At 68.9% G+C, this 15230-nt stretch carries 14 protein-coding genes; 8 read left to right on the forward strand and 6 right to left on the reverse strand.

What is annotated here, in order from left to right; all coding sequences use genetic code 11:
- Nucleotides 1-110: 110 nt before the first annotated feature.
- The 4 genes from ACWCRD_RS17120 to ACWCRD_RS17135 all read right to left on the reverse strand — a co-directional run bounded on the left by ACWCRD_RS17120 (nucleotide 111) and on the right by ACWCRD_RS17135 (nucleotide 5131).
- A complete protein-coding gene (locus ACWCRD_RS17120) occupies nucleotides 111-1514 on the reverse strand; it encodes a GH1 family beta-glucosidase (protein WP_450966610.1) in 1404 nt (467 codons plus the stop codon).
- A 301-nt stretch (nucleotides 1515-1815) separates the two neighbouring features.
- Nucleotides 1816-2721: a carbohydrate ABC transporter permease gene (locus ACWCRD_RS17125; protein ID WP_450966611.1), complete on the reverse strand. Its 906-nt coding sequence runs from the start codon at nucleotides 2719-2721 to the stop codon at nucleotides 1816-1818.
- Entirely contained in the window at nucleotides 2718-3665 is a 948-nt protein-coding gene (locus tag ACWCRD_RS17130; protein ID WP_450966612.1) for a carbohydrate ABC transporter permease, read from the reverse strand. The genes ACWCRD_RS17125 and ACWCRD_RS17130 overlap by 4 nt, the downstream gene beginning before the upstream one ends.
- Nucleotides 3666-3826: 161 nt before the next feature.
- The gene (locus ACWCRD_RS17135) at nucleotides 3827-5131 is read right to left on the reverse strand and encodes an ABC transporter substrate-binding protein (protein ID WP_450966613.1); all 1305 of its coding nucleotides are present in this window, start codon (nucleotides 5129-5131) and stop codon (nucleotides 3827-3829) included.
- Nucleotides 5132-5666: 535 nt separating this feature from the next.
- Here ACWCRD_RS17135 and ACWCRD_RS17140 point away from each other — a divergent pair.
- The gene (locus tag ACWCRD_RS17140) at nucleotides 5667-5972 is read left to right on the forward strand and encodes a contact-dependent growth inhibition system immunity protein (RefSeq protein ID WP_450966645.1); all 306 of its coding nucleotides are present in this window, start codon (nucleotides 5667-5669) and stop codon (nucleotides 5970-5972) included.
- 208 nt (nucleotides 5973-6180) lie between these two features.
- Here the strand turns inward: ACWCRD_RS17140 and ACWCRD_RS17145 are convergent, their stop codons facing one another.
- On the reverse strand, nucleotides 6181-6903 hold the full coding sequence (locus tag ACWCRD_RS17145) for an aldehyde dehydrogenase family protein (RefSeq protein ID WP_450966646.1): 723 nt from the start codon (nucleotides 6901-6903) through the stop codon (nucleotides 6181-6183).
- 142 nt (nucleotides 6904-7045) lie between these two features.
- Between ACWCRD_RS17145 and ACWCRD_RS17150 the strand changes: the two genes are divergently transcribed.
- Nucleotides 7046-7342: an NAD(P)-dependent oxidoreductase gene (locus tag ACWCRD_RS17150; protein WP_450966614.1), complete on the forward strand. Its 297-nt coding sequence runs from the start codon at nucleotides 7046-7048 to the stop codon at nucleotides 7340-7342.
- A 69-nt stretch (nucleotides 7343-7411) separates the two neighbouring features.
- On the opposite strand, the gene ACWCRD_RS17155 is transcribed toward ACWCRD_RS17150, so the two are convergent.
- Nucleotides 7412-8170 (reverse strand): FadR/GntR family transcriptional regulator, encoded by a 759-nt coding sequence (locus ACWCRD_RS17155; protein WP_450966615.1) that lies wholly within the window; start codon nucleotides 8168-8170, stop codon nucleotides 7412-7414.
- 310 nt (nucleotides 8171-8480) lie between these two features.
- Between ACWCRD_RS17155 and ACWCRD_RS17160 the strand changes: the two genes are divergently transcribed.
- Genes ACWCRD_RS17160 through ACWCRD_RS17185 form a run of 6 tightly spaced genes read left to right on the forward strand, consistent with a single transcriptional unit; the run spans nucleotide 8481 to nucleotide 15023 of the window.
- A complete protein-coding gene (locus tag ACWCRD_RS17160) occupies nucleotides 8481-9845 on the forward strand; it encodes an ABC transporter substrate-binding protein (RefSeq protein ID WP_450966616.1) in 1365 nt (454 codons plus the stop codon).
- Nucleotides 9842-10756 carry a carbohydrate ABC transporter permease gene (locus ACWCRD_RS17165; protein ID WP_450966617.1) on the forward strand — a complete coding sequence of 305 codons (915 nt, stop codon included), beginning with the start codon at nucleotides 9842-9844 and terminating at the stop codon, nucleotides 10754-10756. The genes ACWCRD_RS17160 and ACWCRD_RS17165 overlap by 4 nt, the downstream gene beginning before the upstream one ends.
- A gap of 55 nt (nucleotides 10757-10811) precedes the next feature.
- A complete protein-coding gene (locus ACWCRD_RS17170; protein ID WP_450966618.1) occupies nucleotides 10812-11720 on the forward strand; it encodes a carbohydrate ABC transporter permease in 909 nt (302 codons plus the stop codon).
- Between the two features lie 8 nt (nucleotides 11721-11728).
- Nucleotides 11729-13735: a hypothetical protein gene (locus ACWCRD_RS17175; protein WP_450966619.1), complete on the forward strand. Its 2007-nt coding sequence runs from the start codon at nucleotides 11729-11731 to the stop codon at nucleotides 13733-13735.
- Entirely contained in the window at nucleotides 13732-14079 is a 348-nt protein-coding gene (locus ACWCRD_RS17180; protein ID WP_450966620.1) for an L-rhamnose mutarotase, read from the forward strand. Before ACWCRD_RS17175 ends, ACWCRD_RS17180 begins: the two co-directional genes overlap by 4 nt.
- A 38-nt stretch (nucleotides 14080-14117) precedes the next feature.
- Nucleotides 14118-15023 (forward strand): amidohydrolase family protein, encoded by a 906-nt coding sequence (locus ACWCRD_RS17185; protein ID WP_450966621.1) that lies wholly within the window; start codon nucleotides 14118-14120, stop codon nucleotides 15021-15023.
- The last annotated feature ends 207 nt before the right edge of the window (nucleotides 15024-15230 follow it).

Here is a 15230-nt window from a genome sequence, read left to right on the forward strand (position 1 = left end):
ACCCGAGCAGTCCCCGACAGAGAGCGCTCTCTCCATCCTGCGGAGGAACCTCTGGTCCGGCCCACTCAGGTGAGCGTGAGACTGGAGATCGTACGGGGGTACCGAGCCGCTCAGGCATACGGCAGCCGCCCGTGTGCCACGACATCCGCATACCAGCGGGCGCTGTCCTTGGGAGTGCGGCGCTGGGTGGCGAAGTCGACGTGCACCATGCCGAAGCGCTTGCCGTAGCCGTAGGCCCACTCGAAGTTGTCCAGCAGGGACCACAGGAAGTAACCGCGGACATCCGCGCCGGCCGCCATGGCGCGGTGGACCGCCTCGAGGTGGGAGCGCAGGTAGGCGATCCGTTCCGGGTCGTGGACGTCGCCCTCGGGATTTGCGTAGTCGTCGTAGGCGGCGCCGTTCTCCGTGATGATCAGCGGAATTCCCGGAAGTTCGTTCCGTAGCCGGGTGAGCAGCTCGTAGAGGCCCTCGGCGTCCACCGGCCAGTCCATGGCGGTGCGCGCGCCGGGTGCGGGCACGAAGCGTGCGTGCTCCCGCGCGGCAGGCCAGGGCGAGGGCAGGGGGTGGGCGCCGGCGGCGACCACGGTGGGTGTGTAGTAGTTGATGCCGAGGGCGTCGATGGGACGGGAGGTGATCCCCAGGTCCCCTTCGCGGACGAAGGACCAGTCGGTGAGTGCCGCGGTGTCCGCCCGCAGGTCCTGGGCGTAGTGCCCGTGGAACACCGGATCCAGGAAGATCCGGTTGGCCAGCGCGTCGATCCGGCGGGCCGCGTCCCGGTCGGCGGGGCTGTCGCTCAGCGGACGCACCGCCGCGACGTTGAGGGTCAGCGACACTTCGGACGACGGGTGCACCAGGTCGCGCAGGACGCCGACGGCCAGGCCATGGCCCAGGTTCAGGTGGTGCGCTGCTCGCAGGGCGGCTTCCGGCTCCGTCCGGCCGGGTGCGTGTACTCCTTCGGCGTACCCGAGGAACGCCGCGCACCACGGTTCGTTCAGCGTCGTCCAGGTCCGTACGCGGTCACCGAGCGCCTCTGCCACGAGCGCCGTGTAGTCCGCGAACCGCTGTGCCGTGTCGCGTTCGGGCCAGCCACCGGCGTCCTCGAGTTCCTGCGGAAGGTCCCAGTGGTAGAGGGTCACCACGGGGCGGATGTCGTGGGCGAGGAGCTCGTCGACCAGGGAGCGGTAGAAGTCCAGGCCTTTCTGGGCGGCGGGGCCGCGCCCGGTCGGCTGCACGCGTGGCCAGGACACGGAGAAGCGGTAGTCGGTCAGGCCCAGCTCTGCCATGAGCGCGACATCCTCGCGCATGCGGTGATAGTGGTCGGCGGCGATGTCTCCGGTGTCGCCGTTGCGGACCTTTCCCGGTGTTCTGCTGAAGGTGTCCCAGATCGAGGCCGTGCGGCCGTCCTCGTTCGCGGCGCCCTCGATCTGGTAGGCGGCGGTGGCGGCGCCCCAGCGGAACGTCGGCGGGAAGGCCGGCGCGGAGTCGTTAGCGGGGTGGGGGGCAAGGGTGGTCATCGGGGCTCCGTCGGGGTCGTAAGTGATGCCTGTCAGGCACTCTGCGGCGGGGCGTGTGGCCGTCCGTCGTGGCTGCGCGCCCCTCGCCATGTGGCGTGTGCTGATGCCGGTGGTCGGATGTGTGCTCATGACGGTGGCCGAAGCAGGTGGATCGGCCCCCGCCCGACGGCTGTGTGGCCCGAGCGCGGTGGGGCGGGGCGGGATGGAGCGCGTCAGGGCACGGCTCGAAGAGCGGGGGCCGGCTTCAGGGGGCGCTGCGCGCCCGGGACATGTCTGTGCAGTGGGGTGCGAGGAGGCCGGACTATCCCTTCACGGCGCCCTGCATGATGCCGCCCACGATCTGCCGGCCCAGCAGGCCGAAGACGAGCAGCACGGGCAGCGTCCCGAGCAGGGTGCCGGCCATGATGACGGACTGGTCATGGACGTATCCCCCGCCGAGCTGCCGCAGCGCGACCTGCACTGTCGGCTCCTGCGAGGACAGCGCGATGATCGGCCAGAAGAAGTCGTTCCAGGAGGCCATGAACGTGAGCATGCCGAGTACGGCCATGCCGGGCCGCGCGATCGGGATGACGATGCTCCAGAAGATGCGCCGCGTGGAGGCGCCGTCGACCCTGCCCGCCTCGATCAGCTCGTCCGGCAGCGCCTGCACGAGGTACTGGCGCATGAAGAAGACCCCGAACGCGGACACGAGCCCGGGCAGGATGACCGCCTGGAGCTGGTTCACCCAGTGCAGCCTGGCGATGACCATGAACAAGGGGATCACGCCGAGCTGCGGCGGAATCATCATCGTGCCGATGGTGAGCGCGAGCAGCGCGTTGCGCCCTTTGAACTTCAGCTTGGCGAAGGCGAAGCCGGCGAGGGTGGAGAACAGGACGGTGCCCACCGTCACCGCCCCCGAGACGATCAGCGAGTTGAGCAGCGCTTTGCCGATGTCGGCCTGGTCGAGCACCTGCTGGAAGTTGTGCATCAGGTTGCCACCGGGCAGCAGCGCCGGCGGGCTCTTGGCCAGCTCGGCGTTGGAGCGCGTGGCCGCGACGATCGTCCAGTAGAAGGGGAAGGCGGAGACCAGCGCGGCGATGATGAGGATCGCGTAGGCAAGACGGCCCCCGTGCTGCGTGCCCCCCGCCCGCCCTCCGCGCGGGCGGCGGGCCGGACGTGAGGGACCGGCGGTCTTCTCGGTGCGCTGAGGCGCGGTGAGTGTGGTCATCGCGCGGTCTCCTTGCGGGTTCGGCGTCGGGCGAGGGCGGTGTTGACGAGCACCAGCAGCACGATGAGGACGAACATCACCCAGGCGGTCGCGGCGGCGCGGCCGAGGTGGAAGAAGCCCCAGCCCTGTTCGTACATGTACAGGCCGAGGGTCTGGTACTGGTGCGAGATGCCGCCGGAGATACTGCCCTCGAACAGCAGAGGCTCGCCGAACAACTGGGTGGCGCCGATGGTGGACACCACGACGGTGAACAGGATGGTGGGCCGCAGTCCGGGCAGGGTGACGTGCAGGAACTGCCGCCAGCGGGAGGCACCGTCCAGCTCGGCGGCCTCGTACAGGTCGGCGGGGATGGACTGCATGCCGGCGAGGTAGATCAGCGCGTTGTAGCCGGTCCAGCGCCAGGTGACGATCGTGGAGACGGCGATCTGGGAGGCGATGGTGTCGGACTGCCAGTCGACGGGGTGCACGCCGACCAGGCCGAGCAGGTAGTTGATCAGGCCGAAGTCGCGGCCGAAGAGCTGGGCGAAGACCAGGGTGGCGGCGGCCACCGACGTGGCGTACGGCAGCAGCATGGTGACGCGGAAGAAGGTTCGCCCGCGCAGTTTGTAGTGGAGCAGGTGCGCCAGGCCGAGCGCCATCAGCAGTTGCGGGACGGTGGAGATGACGCCGATGGTGAAGGTGTTGCGCAGCGCGGTCCAGAAGTAGTCGTCGCCGAAGAGCGCGGTGTAGTTGCCCAGGCCCCGCCACTCCAGCTCGCCCGGAGTCTGGAGTTCGACGCGGTAGAGCGAGACGTACGCGGTGTAGAGCAGGGGGAACAGCCCGAAGGCGGCGAACAGCGCGAAGAAAGGCGCGATGTACGTGTACGGCGACAGCTTGGCCAGGCGCCGCCGCAGGGTGGCCGGTGGCCGCGCGGCGCGCGCCGGGGCGGTGGCGGTCAGGGTCATGGGGCAGACCTTCGGTCGGAGGCGGATCGGGGGGCGATGCACATACGGCGGGGTGAGGGGGCGCGAAGCACCGATTGGGGCCGGTCCTTCGCGCCAGGAGACAGCCGGCTGACCGGGTCGGAAGGACGAGTCGGGGCGCGCCCTTCACACCCGAGGAGGCGTCAGCCGACCGCGTTGTCGATGCCCTTCTGGGCGTGGGTCCAGGCGGTGTCGGAGCTGGTGCCCTTCTGCTCGACCTCACCGAGGGCGTTGGTGATCTGCTGGTCCACGTCCCTGTCGTGCACGCCGAGCACCTGCACGGGAGAGGTCTCCGCCGCCTTGCCGAAGATCTCGCCGATCGGCGCGTTGCTGAAGTAGGCGTCCTTGACGTCCTTGACCGCCTCGATGGCCCCGACGTTCGACGGGAAGCTGCCCTGCTTCTTGAAGAGCTTCTCCTGCTGCGGTGCCGCCGTCAGCCACTTGACGAGGTCGTACGCCTCCTTGGCGTGCGGCGACGTCTTGGGAATGGCCAGGTACGAGCCGCCCCAGTTGCCCGCGACACCGCCCGGGAGCGGGGCGATGTCCCACTTGCCCTTGGCGGCGTCGCCGGCCTGGCCCTTGATGTAGCCCAGCATCCACGCGGGACAGCCGATGGTGGCGAAGGAACCGCTGCTGAACGCCTGGTTCCAGGATGGGGACCACTGGGTGAGCTTGGCGCTCAGCCCTTCCTTCGCGGCCTCGACCGAGGTGTCCCAGGCGGTCTTCACGGCCGCGTTCTTGTCGTAGACGAGCTTGCCGGAGGCGTCGTAGTAACGCTCCTTCTGCTGCCCCATCATCAGTGAGTAGAGACTGCTGATGCTGTCCAGCCAGTGGCTCTTGGAGCCGGCCTTGGCCTTGTACTGCTCACCCAGCTTCAGGTAGCCGTCCCAGGTGGCCCACTTCTTGGCCAACTCGGTGCGGTCGGTGGGCAGTCCGGCCTTCTTGAACAGATCGCTGCGGTAGCAGATCGCCTCCGGGCCGACGTCGGTGCCCAGTCCCAGTGTCCGGCCGTCGGACGTGGTGGCGGCGGCCCACTTGGCCTGGGAGTAATCGCCCTTGAGGTCCTTGGCTCCCAGAGTGTTCAGGTCCACGAACTTGTCGGACATCTGCTGGGTGACCGAGGCGGTGCGGCCCACCTCGATGCCCTGGATGTCGGCGAGACCGCCGCCACCGGCGAGGTGGGTGTTCAGGGCCTTCCAGTAGTCGTTCTCCTGCTCGGTGCTGGTCTCCTTGACCGTGACGTTCGGGTGGAGCTTCTCGTACTCCTTGTACAGGCCGGCTTCCTTGAAGCCGAAAGTGCCGAACAGGTCGATGGTGATCGTGACCTTGCCGCCTTTGTCGGCGGACGATCCGGACGACCCGGATCCGCAGGCGGCGAGCAGGGCACCGGCGAGTGCGACCGCCCCGAGTCTGAGGGTGACGCGGCTGGCGGCTCGGGAAATGGGCATGGAAGCCTCCCACATGGCTTCGGGACGGAATTGGAGGCGCTGCGAGCTTGAGAGCGCTCTCAAGCGGTGCCAGGAGACTGCCGGAGCGTCGAAGGATCCGTCAAGACTCAAAGGCATAACGGAAGGATTGAGCCACCAGGTGCGCGCCCCCCGCCGGAGACCGCAGCGGCCGACGCGGGTCACGGCAGCCCCACGGCCCGCGGTCAATGCAGGTGGCTTTCAGCGTGCACGACAGCGCTCGGACGGCAGTTCAGCCAGCACCGGTCAGGCTGGGTTCGATCCGGATCCCGAAGGCCGTAAGTGCGTGGCGGGAAAAAAGAGTTGGCAATATCGGGAGTCGAAGTCTTGTACGACGTACTTCGCCGTCGTGAGTAAAAGAGATCACCGATCCATGCGGTGCGACACCCGTGAGGACCGCAGACTCGATGTCTGGATCAAGAACCCGGATCAAGGCCCGGATCCAGGCACCGTTCGACGTCCCGAGGAGAGGATCAGCTCGTGATCCACCCCGTGAACCGATCGCCCTCTAGAAGAGATCGAAGATGATCGTTGGAGGCCTCCGGCGTACGACTCCTATTTGGTCACCACAGTGCATGCCCTGCGCCGTAAGCCCATCGGGGCGCTGACCGTCGCGGATCTGGGGCTGCTGATCAGGCAGAACATTGGTCTGCCACACCTCCACGGCGGCCTGCTCTCCGCCGTCCTGACCGGCCGGACACCGCGGGGCGAAATGCCGGTGACGGTACGCGAGTTGCGTTCGATCGTCTCCACGCTGACCGGTCTGGACTCCTGGCTGCGGGAGCGGGCCGAGGCCTACCTCGATGTCGTCGCGGACTCATGAGGCCGACGAGCGAAGGCGATGTTTGAGAGCGCTCTCCAAAAGCCTGTTCTGAGGCGGCTCATGCCGCTCGTGTGCTGCCGAGGTGGTGAGCGCGGCGATTGTCAGGGAACATCGCCGCTCGCCGCCGGAAAGGGGCGACCGTAGATCGCCCCTCAGATGCTCCGATTGTGGCCGCCGACAGGATGCGGGCGTGGCCAGACCTTGGGCGTCACCCCCCGTTATCGCACGGGCACCGCCAGGTACTGATACTCCAGGAACTCCTCGACGCGTTGCCGCCCAGTTCCATCGAAGTCCGTACGACCGTGTCGGCGCACTGCGCGAGCAGCAGCCGGCCGACTGCCGTGGAACCCGTGAAGGACAGCTTGCGGATCCGGCCGCCGCGCAGGAGGGTTCGCACACCTCGCCGGCGCGGGAGGTGGTGACGACGTTCAGGACGCCGTCCGGCAGGCCCGCCTCCTTGAGGATCGCGGCCAACGCGAGGCTGGACAGGTGGGGTTTGCGGGGCCGGCTTGAGGACCATCGTGCAGCCTGCCGCGATCGCCGGGCCGATCTTGCGGGTGCCCATGGCCAGCGGGAAGTTCCACGGGGTGATCAGCAGACAGGGGCCGACCGGGCGGCGGGAGAGCAGCATGCGGGTGCGGCCGTCGGGGAGGGTTCCGTATCCGCCGTCGATGCGGACCGCTTCCTCCGAGAACCAGCGGAAGAACTCGGCGGCGTAGGTCACTTCGCCGCGCGCCTCCGCGAGCGGCTTACCCATCTCGGACGTCATCAGGTGGGCGAGTTCGTCGGTGCGGGCGAGGATGATCTCGTGCGCGCGGCGCAGGATCTCGCTGCGGGCCCTGGGCGCCGTGCGGGCCCATTCCTGCTGGGCGTTGACGGCCGCGTCCTCAGCGAGCCGTCCGTCCTGGGGCCCGCGTCGGCGACTTGGCAGAGGATCTCGCCGGTCGCGGGGTCGTCGACCGGCAGCCGGGGAAGTCCTTGGCGAGGGCGAGGATCAGGCCCAGGACGTACTCGGCGGTCGGCTGCTCGTAGACCCCGCGGGCGTTGGTTAGCCGGGGGCGCGGCTGATCAACGTGGGCCGTGGCGGGCTCGTCGACGAGGAGGCGCTGGTCGACCATCTCGCCGCCGGACGGCTCGCCGGCGCAGCCCTGGACGTGTTCGCCCAGGAACCGCTGTCTGCCGAATCACCCCTGTGGAACATGCCCGGCGTGATGATCTCCCCGCACACGGCGGGCGAGACCACCAGCGAGCGGGAGGCGCTCGTCGAGGTGTTCCTCGACAACTTCACCCGGCGCAGCGAGGGCCGGCCGCTGCGCAACGTGGTGGACAAGCGGCGCGGATACGTGGCCGACGACACGCACCCCGCCTGAAGGCGAGGCGGACAGCACGCGCCCCGGCCGGTGACTCCTACCGGCCGGGGCGCGTGCTGCTCGGCCGGATCATCCGAACAAGCGGCGCTGGATCTCCCGCCGGTAATCCTCCAGTGTCCGGTTGAGGTGCGCGGCGGTGGCCTGTGCGGCCTCGTCGGGGCGGCCGTCGCGAATGGCGCGGTAGATCGCCTCGTGCTCCTCCACCGCGGCCGCGGTGCCCTGGCCGAAGGCGTCGTGGATGCCGATCGCGCTGGACTGGCGCTGCAGCCGACGGGCGTCACGCACCGCGCTGCCGAGGAACGTGTTGTGCGAGGCCGCGGCCACCGCCTCGTGGAAGTCGTCGTCGCCCTGGTTGAAGACGTCGACCTCGCCATGGACGTACCCGTGCCGGCACTGCTGCATGGCGACCTCGATGGAGCACAGTTCGGCGGGTGTGGCACGGGTGGCCGCGAGTCTGGCGGCGGCCGTCTCCTGAACCCTGCGGAACTCGAACAGCATGAGCACGTGATCCAGGTCCACGGGACGGAAGAAGCCTCCCCAGCGACTGGCGATCAGCATGCCGTCGTCGTTCGCGACGAACAGTCCGCGCCCCTTGTGCGCCCGGACCCGGCCGAGCGCCGAGAGGACCTTCACAGCTTCCCGAACCACCGCTCGGCTGGTGTCCAGCCGCTGAGCCAGGTCGTTCTCCGTGGGCATCCGGTCGCCCGGGGCCAGGCGGGTCTCGGCGATGAACTCGAGGATCCGCTCCGCCACGACCTCGTATCCGGGCCGGTAGTCGCGCCGCTCGTCCGCGCCGTTCACCACTGCCACGGCGGGCGTGTCCTTCATATGTGCTGCCTCCGGGTGGACTGCGAGGACGGTGACTGATCGGCCTTGAAGCCGCGGTCATCGTACAGCAGGTCAAGATAAGTAGTACTCATTAAGCCACTCCAATCGCATGAGGTTGAGCTCTACATGCGGCTTAAGTACCGATTCACCAGTTCATGGCGCCTCGAATCGACAGCCCGTCACCCGCACCCAGCTCCAAAAAAAGACATACTCACCCCTTGACGAGGCTCGTGATGTGGCGGCTAATTTCTTCCGCGGCGGTAATGACAGAGCCGCCAGCCGCCACCATGGAACCCGAGTGGAGTCGCTCATGTCCGTCTACAAGCCATCGGCCGACCAGGAGACAGGGACCAGCAGGAGACGTGCCGCGTTGCTGGCCGGCTGTGCGGCCACGGTGCTGCTGACCGTGACCGCCTGTGGCGGCGGTGGCGGCGCCGGTACGACGACCAAGGACGGTTTCGCCCAGGCCGCGCAGGACAAGGGGGCGTTGACGGTATGGGTGGACGCGACCCGCCTGGCCGCGGCGAAGCAGTACCAGGCGTCGCACCCGGGCGTGAAGTTGCACATCGTCAGCTACGACGGCGACGCCAACGGCTCCAACTACCTTCAGACGAAGGTCCAGTTGTTCAACCGCACGGGCAAGGGCTGGCCGGATGTCGTCTTCAGCTCCCAGAACAACGAGGCGAGCTGGGCGGTCGACGCGGGCTTCGCGGCGCCGCTGAACAAGGGCCTGATCCCGGACGCGACCCTCGGCGGGTTCGCCAAGGGTGCCAACGACGTCTGCACGGTGGACGGGACCCTGTACTGCCTGCGCAACGACCTGTCCCAGGCGGTGCTCTGGTACAACGCGCCGCTGCTGAAGCAGTTCGGCTACACGGTGCCCACGACCTGGGAGGCCTACCAGGCGCTCGGTGAGAAGGTCGCCAAGGAGCACCCCGGCTACCTGGTGGGTGACGCGGGTGACACCTTCACCCCGGAGATCTACCTGTGGGCGAGCAAGTGCGGCGCCAATCACATCACCGGCCCCAAGGCCGTGTCGGTGAACACCACCAGCGAGGCCTGCACCAAGATGGCCAAGCTGCTGGACGTACTCATCAAGAACAAGTCGATGTCGATCAGCGGCGTCTTCAGCACCGACTTCGCCAAGAACAAGGCCAAGAAGGTCCTGCTGATGCCGGGCCCGGCGTGGTACGGCGGCGCGGTCTTCCAGAGCGGGCTGAAGACCCCGGCCAAGCAGATCGCGGTGGCGCCCATCCCGCAGTGGCAGGGCGACACCGCGCCGTCGACCGGCAACGTCGGCGGCGGGACCTGGCTGCTGTCCAAGCACTCCGCTCACCTCAAGGCGGCCACCGACTTCCTGACGTGGGTCACCACCGACAACGCCTACCAGGGCGCGAAGGCCCCCGGCTTCCCGGCGTACGCGCCGGCGGCCGAGAACTGGCTGAAGGCGCAGGCGGCCTCCGGGTACTTCGCCGGTGACCTCACGGCCCTCAAGGACGCCGCCTCGCAGGTGTGGTCCGACTGGGGCTCGGGCCAGTTCAGCCAGGAGGCGATCTGGGCCGCCACCGTCAAGCCCGGCCTGACGCAGGGCAAGACCATCGAGTCGCTGCTGCCCGCCTGGCAGGACTCGATCGTCAAGTACGCCCAGGCCGACGGATACAAGGTCGCCAAGTGACCCTCACGCATTCCTCGGCCGGCTCTGTCCGGGGGCGCCCTCGCGGCACCTCCCGGCAGGGCCGGGCCGGCGTGGCATTCGTCGCCGGCTACGTACTGCTGCTGATCGCCTTCGGCGTCCTTCCGACCTGCTACGCGATCTACTTCGCGTTCACCAACGCCTCAGGCGCCTTCACCGGCCTGTCCAACTTCGTCACCACGGCACGGGACTTCCGCTTCGTCGACTCCCTGGACCATGTGGCCCTGTACCTGGTCTTCTGGCTGGTCTCGCTCGTGGTGTTCGTCGTGGTCCTCGCGCTGCTCCTGCACCGGCTGTCCTCCGGACCGCTCAGTCAGGCACTGCGCTTCCTCTACTACATCCCCGGAGCGCTCGCCGGTGCCGCGAGCGTCCTGGTGTGGCTGTTCATGCTCGACCCGACGGTCAGCCCGGTCAGCTCCCTGCTGGAGACGCTGGGCTTCCACACCTTCGGGGAGGTCATCGCCCCCGGAAACCTGGCGCTGCTGTTCACGGTCATCGCGTTCTGGACCGGCGCGGGCGGCTGGATCGTCGTCATGTACGGGGCACTGAACAACATCCCCAAGGACGTCATGGAGGCCGCCCGCATCGACGGTGCGAACGGCTGGCAGACGGCCTGGCGGGTGCAGATCCCCATGCTCCGCAAGTGGATCGTGTACATGGTGATCCTGGCCTTCGCGGGCGGCGCCCAGCTCTTCGTCGAGCCGCAGCTGCTCTCCCTGGCCAGCACGGGCGTGGCCGGCCGCGACTACTCGCTCAACCAACTCACCTACGACTTCGCCTTCCAGATGAACAACATCAACGGCGCCGCCGCCGTCTCGGTGGAGCTCCTGGTGGTCAGCGTGTCGGTCGCCGGTGTCTTCGTCGCACGATCGGGGTTCTTCGATGCCGACTGACACCCGAGCCACCCCTCTTGCCAACGCCCCACGCACGGAAGGGGATGCGTACACCATGAGCCGAACCCCACACGGGGAACCGCGCCGGCGCCGCCGGCACCCGCAGCTCGTGGCCTCCGGGCTGCTGGCGGGCTCGATACTCACCGTCTTCGTGGTGTTCTTCGTGCTCCCGGTGATCTGGCTGCTGCTCGCGGCGACCAAGACCGACCAGCAGCTGGTCCACGACAACCCGCTGTCCTTCGGGTCCTGGCACGCGCTGAGAGTCAACTGGCACGCGCTCACCGCCTTCCAGGACGACGCCATCCTGCTGTGGCTGCGCAACTCCGCGCTCTATGCCGCGATCTCCCTGGTCATCACGCTCTGCCTGGCCATACCGGCCGGATACGCGCTGGCGATGACCGAGTTCCGCGGCCGGCGCACGCTGCTGATCGCGACCCTGGTCGTGATGCTGATGCCCAACGCCACGCTGGTGGTGCCGCTGTTCCTGGAGATCAACGCGGTGCACCTGATCGGCACGATGTGGTCGATCATCCTGCCGTACTCGTTCTACCCGTTCGGCGTGTACCTCACCTACATCTACTTCACCACTGCCGTGCCCAAGGACCTCCTGGCCGCAGCCCGCATGGACGGCTGCTCCGAGTTCGGCGTGTTCCGGCATGTGGCGCTGCCGCTGGCGACCCCCGTCATCGCGCTCGTCGGGTTCTTCAGCTTCGTCGCCAACTGGACCAACTACTTCCTGCCCTACGTCATGCTCCCCGACAGCGACCAGATGCCCGTCCAGGTGGGCGTCGGCAGCCTGCTCAGCAACGTGCCCTCGTTCAACCCGACCGTCGGCAACCTCGCGATCCAGCGCCCGCAACTGGCCCTGGCCACGCTGGTGGCCATCACACCCGTCCTCGTCGTGTTCCTGTTCGCCCAGCGCTTCCTGGTCAGCGGAATGCTCGCCGGCGCCACCAAGGAGTGACCGCTCTCATGCCCTTCGACTCTCACCCCGACGGCCGCGCCGAGGGCACCCCGCCGCCCGTCCTCGATGTCGGGGCCACGGTGCCGCTGCTCGAACCCCCCGGCTGGGCCGTCGCCCAGCGCGCCCTGTTCGACCTGCTCGACCACGCCTGGCGCCGCTTCGAGGACGCCTTCACCGGCCCCGACGGACGCCTGAACTACACCGGCCGCCTGACCACCCGCGACGGCGTCGACGACTTCTACGAAGTGTTCTTCAACTGGCCCCAGCTCTACCTCCTCGGCGGCGCCGACGACCTGCTGCCCGCCAGCGAGAAGCACTGGCAGGGCGTCACCAGGCAGCTGACCGAACTGGACATGCTGCGCGACGAGTACGAGCGCGGCTACGACTGGTTCCACCAGGGCGAGAGCCTGCTCCTGCTGTACTTCCTGTGCATGGCCGCCCCCGACCGCTGGCGTGAGCGCGCCCTGCGCTTCGCCGAGCTGTACGTCGACCCCGCCAAGGGCAACTACGACCCCGAACACCGCATCATCACCCGCCCCCACAACGGCAGCGACCCCGACCGCACCGGCCTGTTCGACGGCGACGTCTACCCCTGGCTGCTCAAGGAGGCCCAGACCTACGGCTACCCGCTCGACTGGCTGCCCGAGGCCGCCGACGGCCCCTACCCGCTCTCGGCGGACCCACGCCTGGGCGACCAGATGCGCGACCGGATGGGCGTCGGCGACACCACGATGAACCTCGCCGCGGCCGGACTGGTCCTCAACGCCTGGATCCTGACCGGCCAGGAACGCTACCGCGACTGGATCATCGAGTACGTCAGCGCCTGGCGCGAACGCACCGAGGAAAACGGCGGCCTGATCCCCGACAACGTCGGCCCGGACGGCGTCGTCGGCAGCCTCCTGGAAGGCCGCTGGTACGGCGGCCACTACGGCTGGTCCTGGCCGCACGGCTGGCACAGCCTCGGCCACGCAGCCTGCGTGGCAGCGCTCGCAGCGGCCACAGCCACCGGCGACGACGACTACCTCTCCATGATCGCCACCTCACTCGACACCCTCATCGACCACGCCAAGGTCATGCCCCACACCGAGGCCGACTCCAGCCTGCCCTCCAAATGGGCAGTCGAACTCGGCCCCGACGACCGCCACACGCCCACCCTCCACCTGCCGTTCCGGCACAACGACTCCGGCTGGTTCGACTACAACCCGGCCACACCCCCCGTACCGGTGGCCCTGTGGCACCACACCTCCTCCCCGGCCGACCGCGCCCGCCTCGAGCGGCTGCGCGAGGCCGACAGCATCGACTGGCGCACCGTACGCCCGTTCCGCGCCAAGGAGGAGTCCGGTCACGAGAAGGCCTGGTTCGCCTTCCTCGCCGGCGACGACCCCGACTACCCCGAGCGGATCCTCGCCACCGCCCAGGCCCAGATCCGCCACCGGCTGCGGCGCATCGACCGCTACCGCGACCTGGACGTGCCCGAGGCCGACATCCACGTCTGGCAGCAGTGCAACCCAGTGGCCACCGAGGCCCTCGTGCAGCTGACCTGGGGCGGCCCCCAGGTGCTATACCAGGGCGGTCTGCAGCAGGCGAGGCTGCGCTACCACGACGCCGACACCCGCCGCGCCGGCCTGCCCGCCGACATCGCCGCCCTGGTCACCTCCATCGACCCCGCAGCAACCACCGTCGAACTCGTCAACCTCTCCCCCGACACCGACCGCACGCTCATCGTCCAGGCCGGCGCCTTCGCCGAACACACCATCACCACCGTCCGCTACACCACCTGCACGGACGACAGCTGGATCGGCGACATGTACGACTACGGCCACACCGAGCCGGCCGTCACCGAAACCGAAGCCACATGCGACGGACCGTACCTGACCGTCCGTCTGCCCGCCTCCACCCGCATCCGGCTCACCCTGCGGCTGGGCCTGCGCACCCGTACTCCCAGCTACCGCACACCGTTCGACAACCCGGCCGACCGAACCAACTCCACCGACACGACAGGGGAATCGGCGTGAAGCGCATCGCCCAGACCATCAGGCTCCGCCCCGAACACCGCGAGGAGTACCTCCGGCTCCACTCCGCCGTCTGGCCCGGAGTAGAAGCCGCCCTGCACCGGGCGAACATCCGCAACTACAGCATCTACCTCCACGGTGACGTGCTGTTCGCCTACATGGAGTACCACGGCGACGACTTCGAGGCGGACATGGCGACCATCGAGGCCGACCCAGAGACCCAGCGCTGGTGGAAGCTCACCGACCCGTGCCAGGAGCCCTTCCCCGACCGGGGCGCGGGCCGCCAGTGGACCGAGCTCCCCGAGATCTGGCACCTGAGCCCGCCCGGCGACGACGCCACCGCCTGACCCGGCCCGCACCAGCCCGACCCGACTTGGATCCCCTCGTGAACGCACCCGTGCTCGTCGACGCCCACCACCACCTGTGGGACCTCTCCCCCCGTCCGCAACCCTGGCTCGACGACCCCGACGTCGTGTCGATCCGCCGCACCTTCACCCCCGACGACCTGCGCTCCACCGCCACCCACCCCATCGCGGGCCGGCGGCTGCACGGCACGGTGGTCGTCCAGTGCATCGCGGAGGTCGCCGAGACCGAGGACCTGCTCGCGCTCGCCGAACAGGAGCCGCTGATCCAGGCCGTGGTCGGCTGGGCCGACCTGACGTCCCCGGCGATCGGTGACGTGCTCGACCGTCTGATCGCCGGGCCGGGTGGTGGGTATCTGCGCTCCCTGCGGCACCTGGTCCAGGGGGAGACGGACCCGAATTGGCTTCAACTCCCTGAGGTCGAACGCGGGTTGCGGGCCGCTCGTAATCGCGGACTGCGCTACGACGTACTCGTCCGCGACCACCAGCTCGACCAGGCGATCCGGCTCGCGGAACGCTTCCCCGACCTGCCCCAGGTGCTCGACCACGCGGGCAAGCCGGACATCGCCCGGCAGGACCTCACGGAGTGGGAACGCGGGGTGCGGCTGCTGGCCGGCCACCCGCATGTGGTGTGCAAGGTCTCGGGACTGATCACCGAGGCCGACCACACCCACTGGACCACCGCCGACATCCGGCCCGTCTGGGATGTGCTGGTCTCCGCCTTCGGCCCGGACCGGCTGATGTTCGGCTCGGACTGGCCTGTCGCCAACCTGGCGGGCGGCTGGAACCGGTGGGTCGCCACCGTGGACGAACTGCTCACCGGCTGGAGCGACAGCGACGTCCACGCGCTCCTCGCCGGCACCGCGACCGCGTTCTACGGCCTGCCCCTTGTCGCCGGGGAGGGCGACACCAACGCCCCGGCGACCTGACCACTCCCGCTGCGCCGCGAGACCCACGGCCGCACAACGACACCCCACCGCACGACACGAGCGCCGACCACACGGCCACGGCTGCCAAGCCGCTCGGCAGCCGTGGGCACCGGTCCGCGCTGAAGGGACCCTGACGACACGATGACACTCGCCGTCCGCTACACCTCCGCCCGCACCCTGGACACGGCGCCCGCTCACAGCGTGCCT

It is taken from the genome of Streptomyces sp. NPDC002092 (assembly GCF_053593775.1).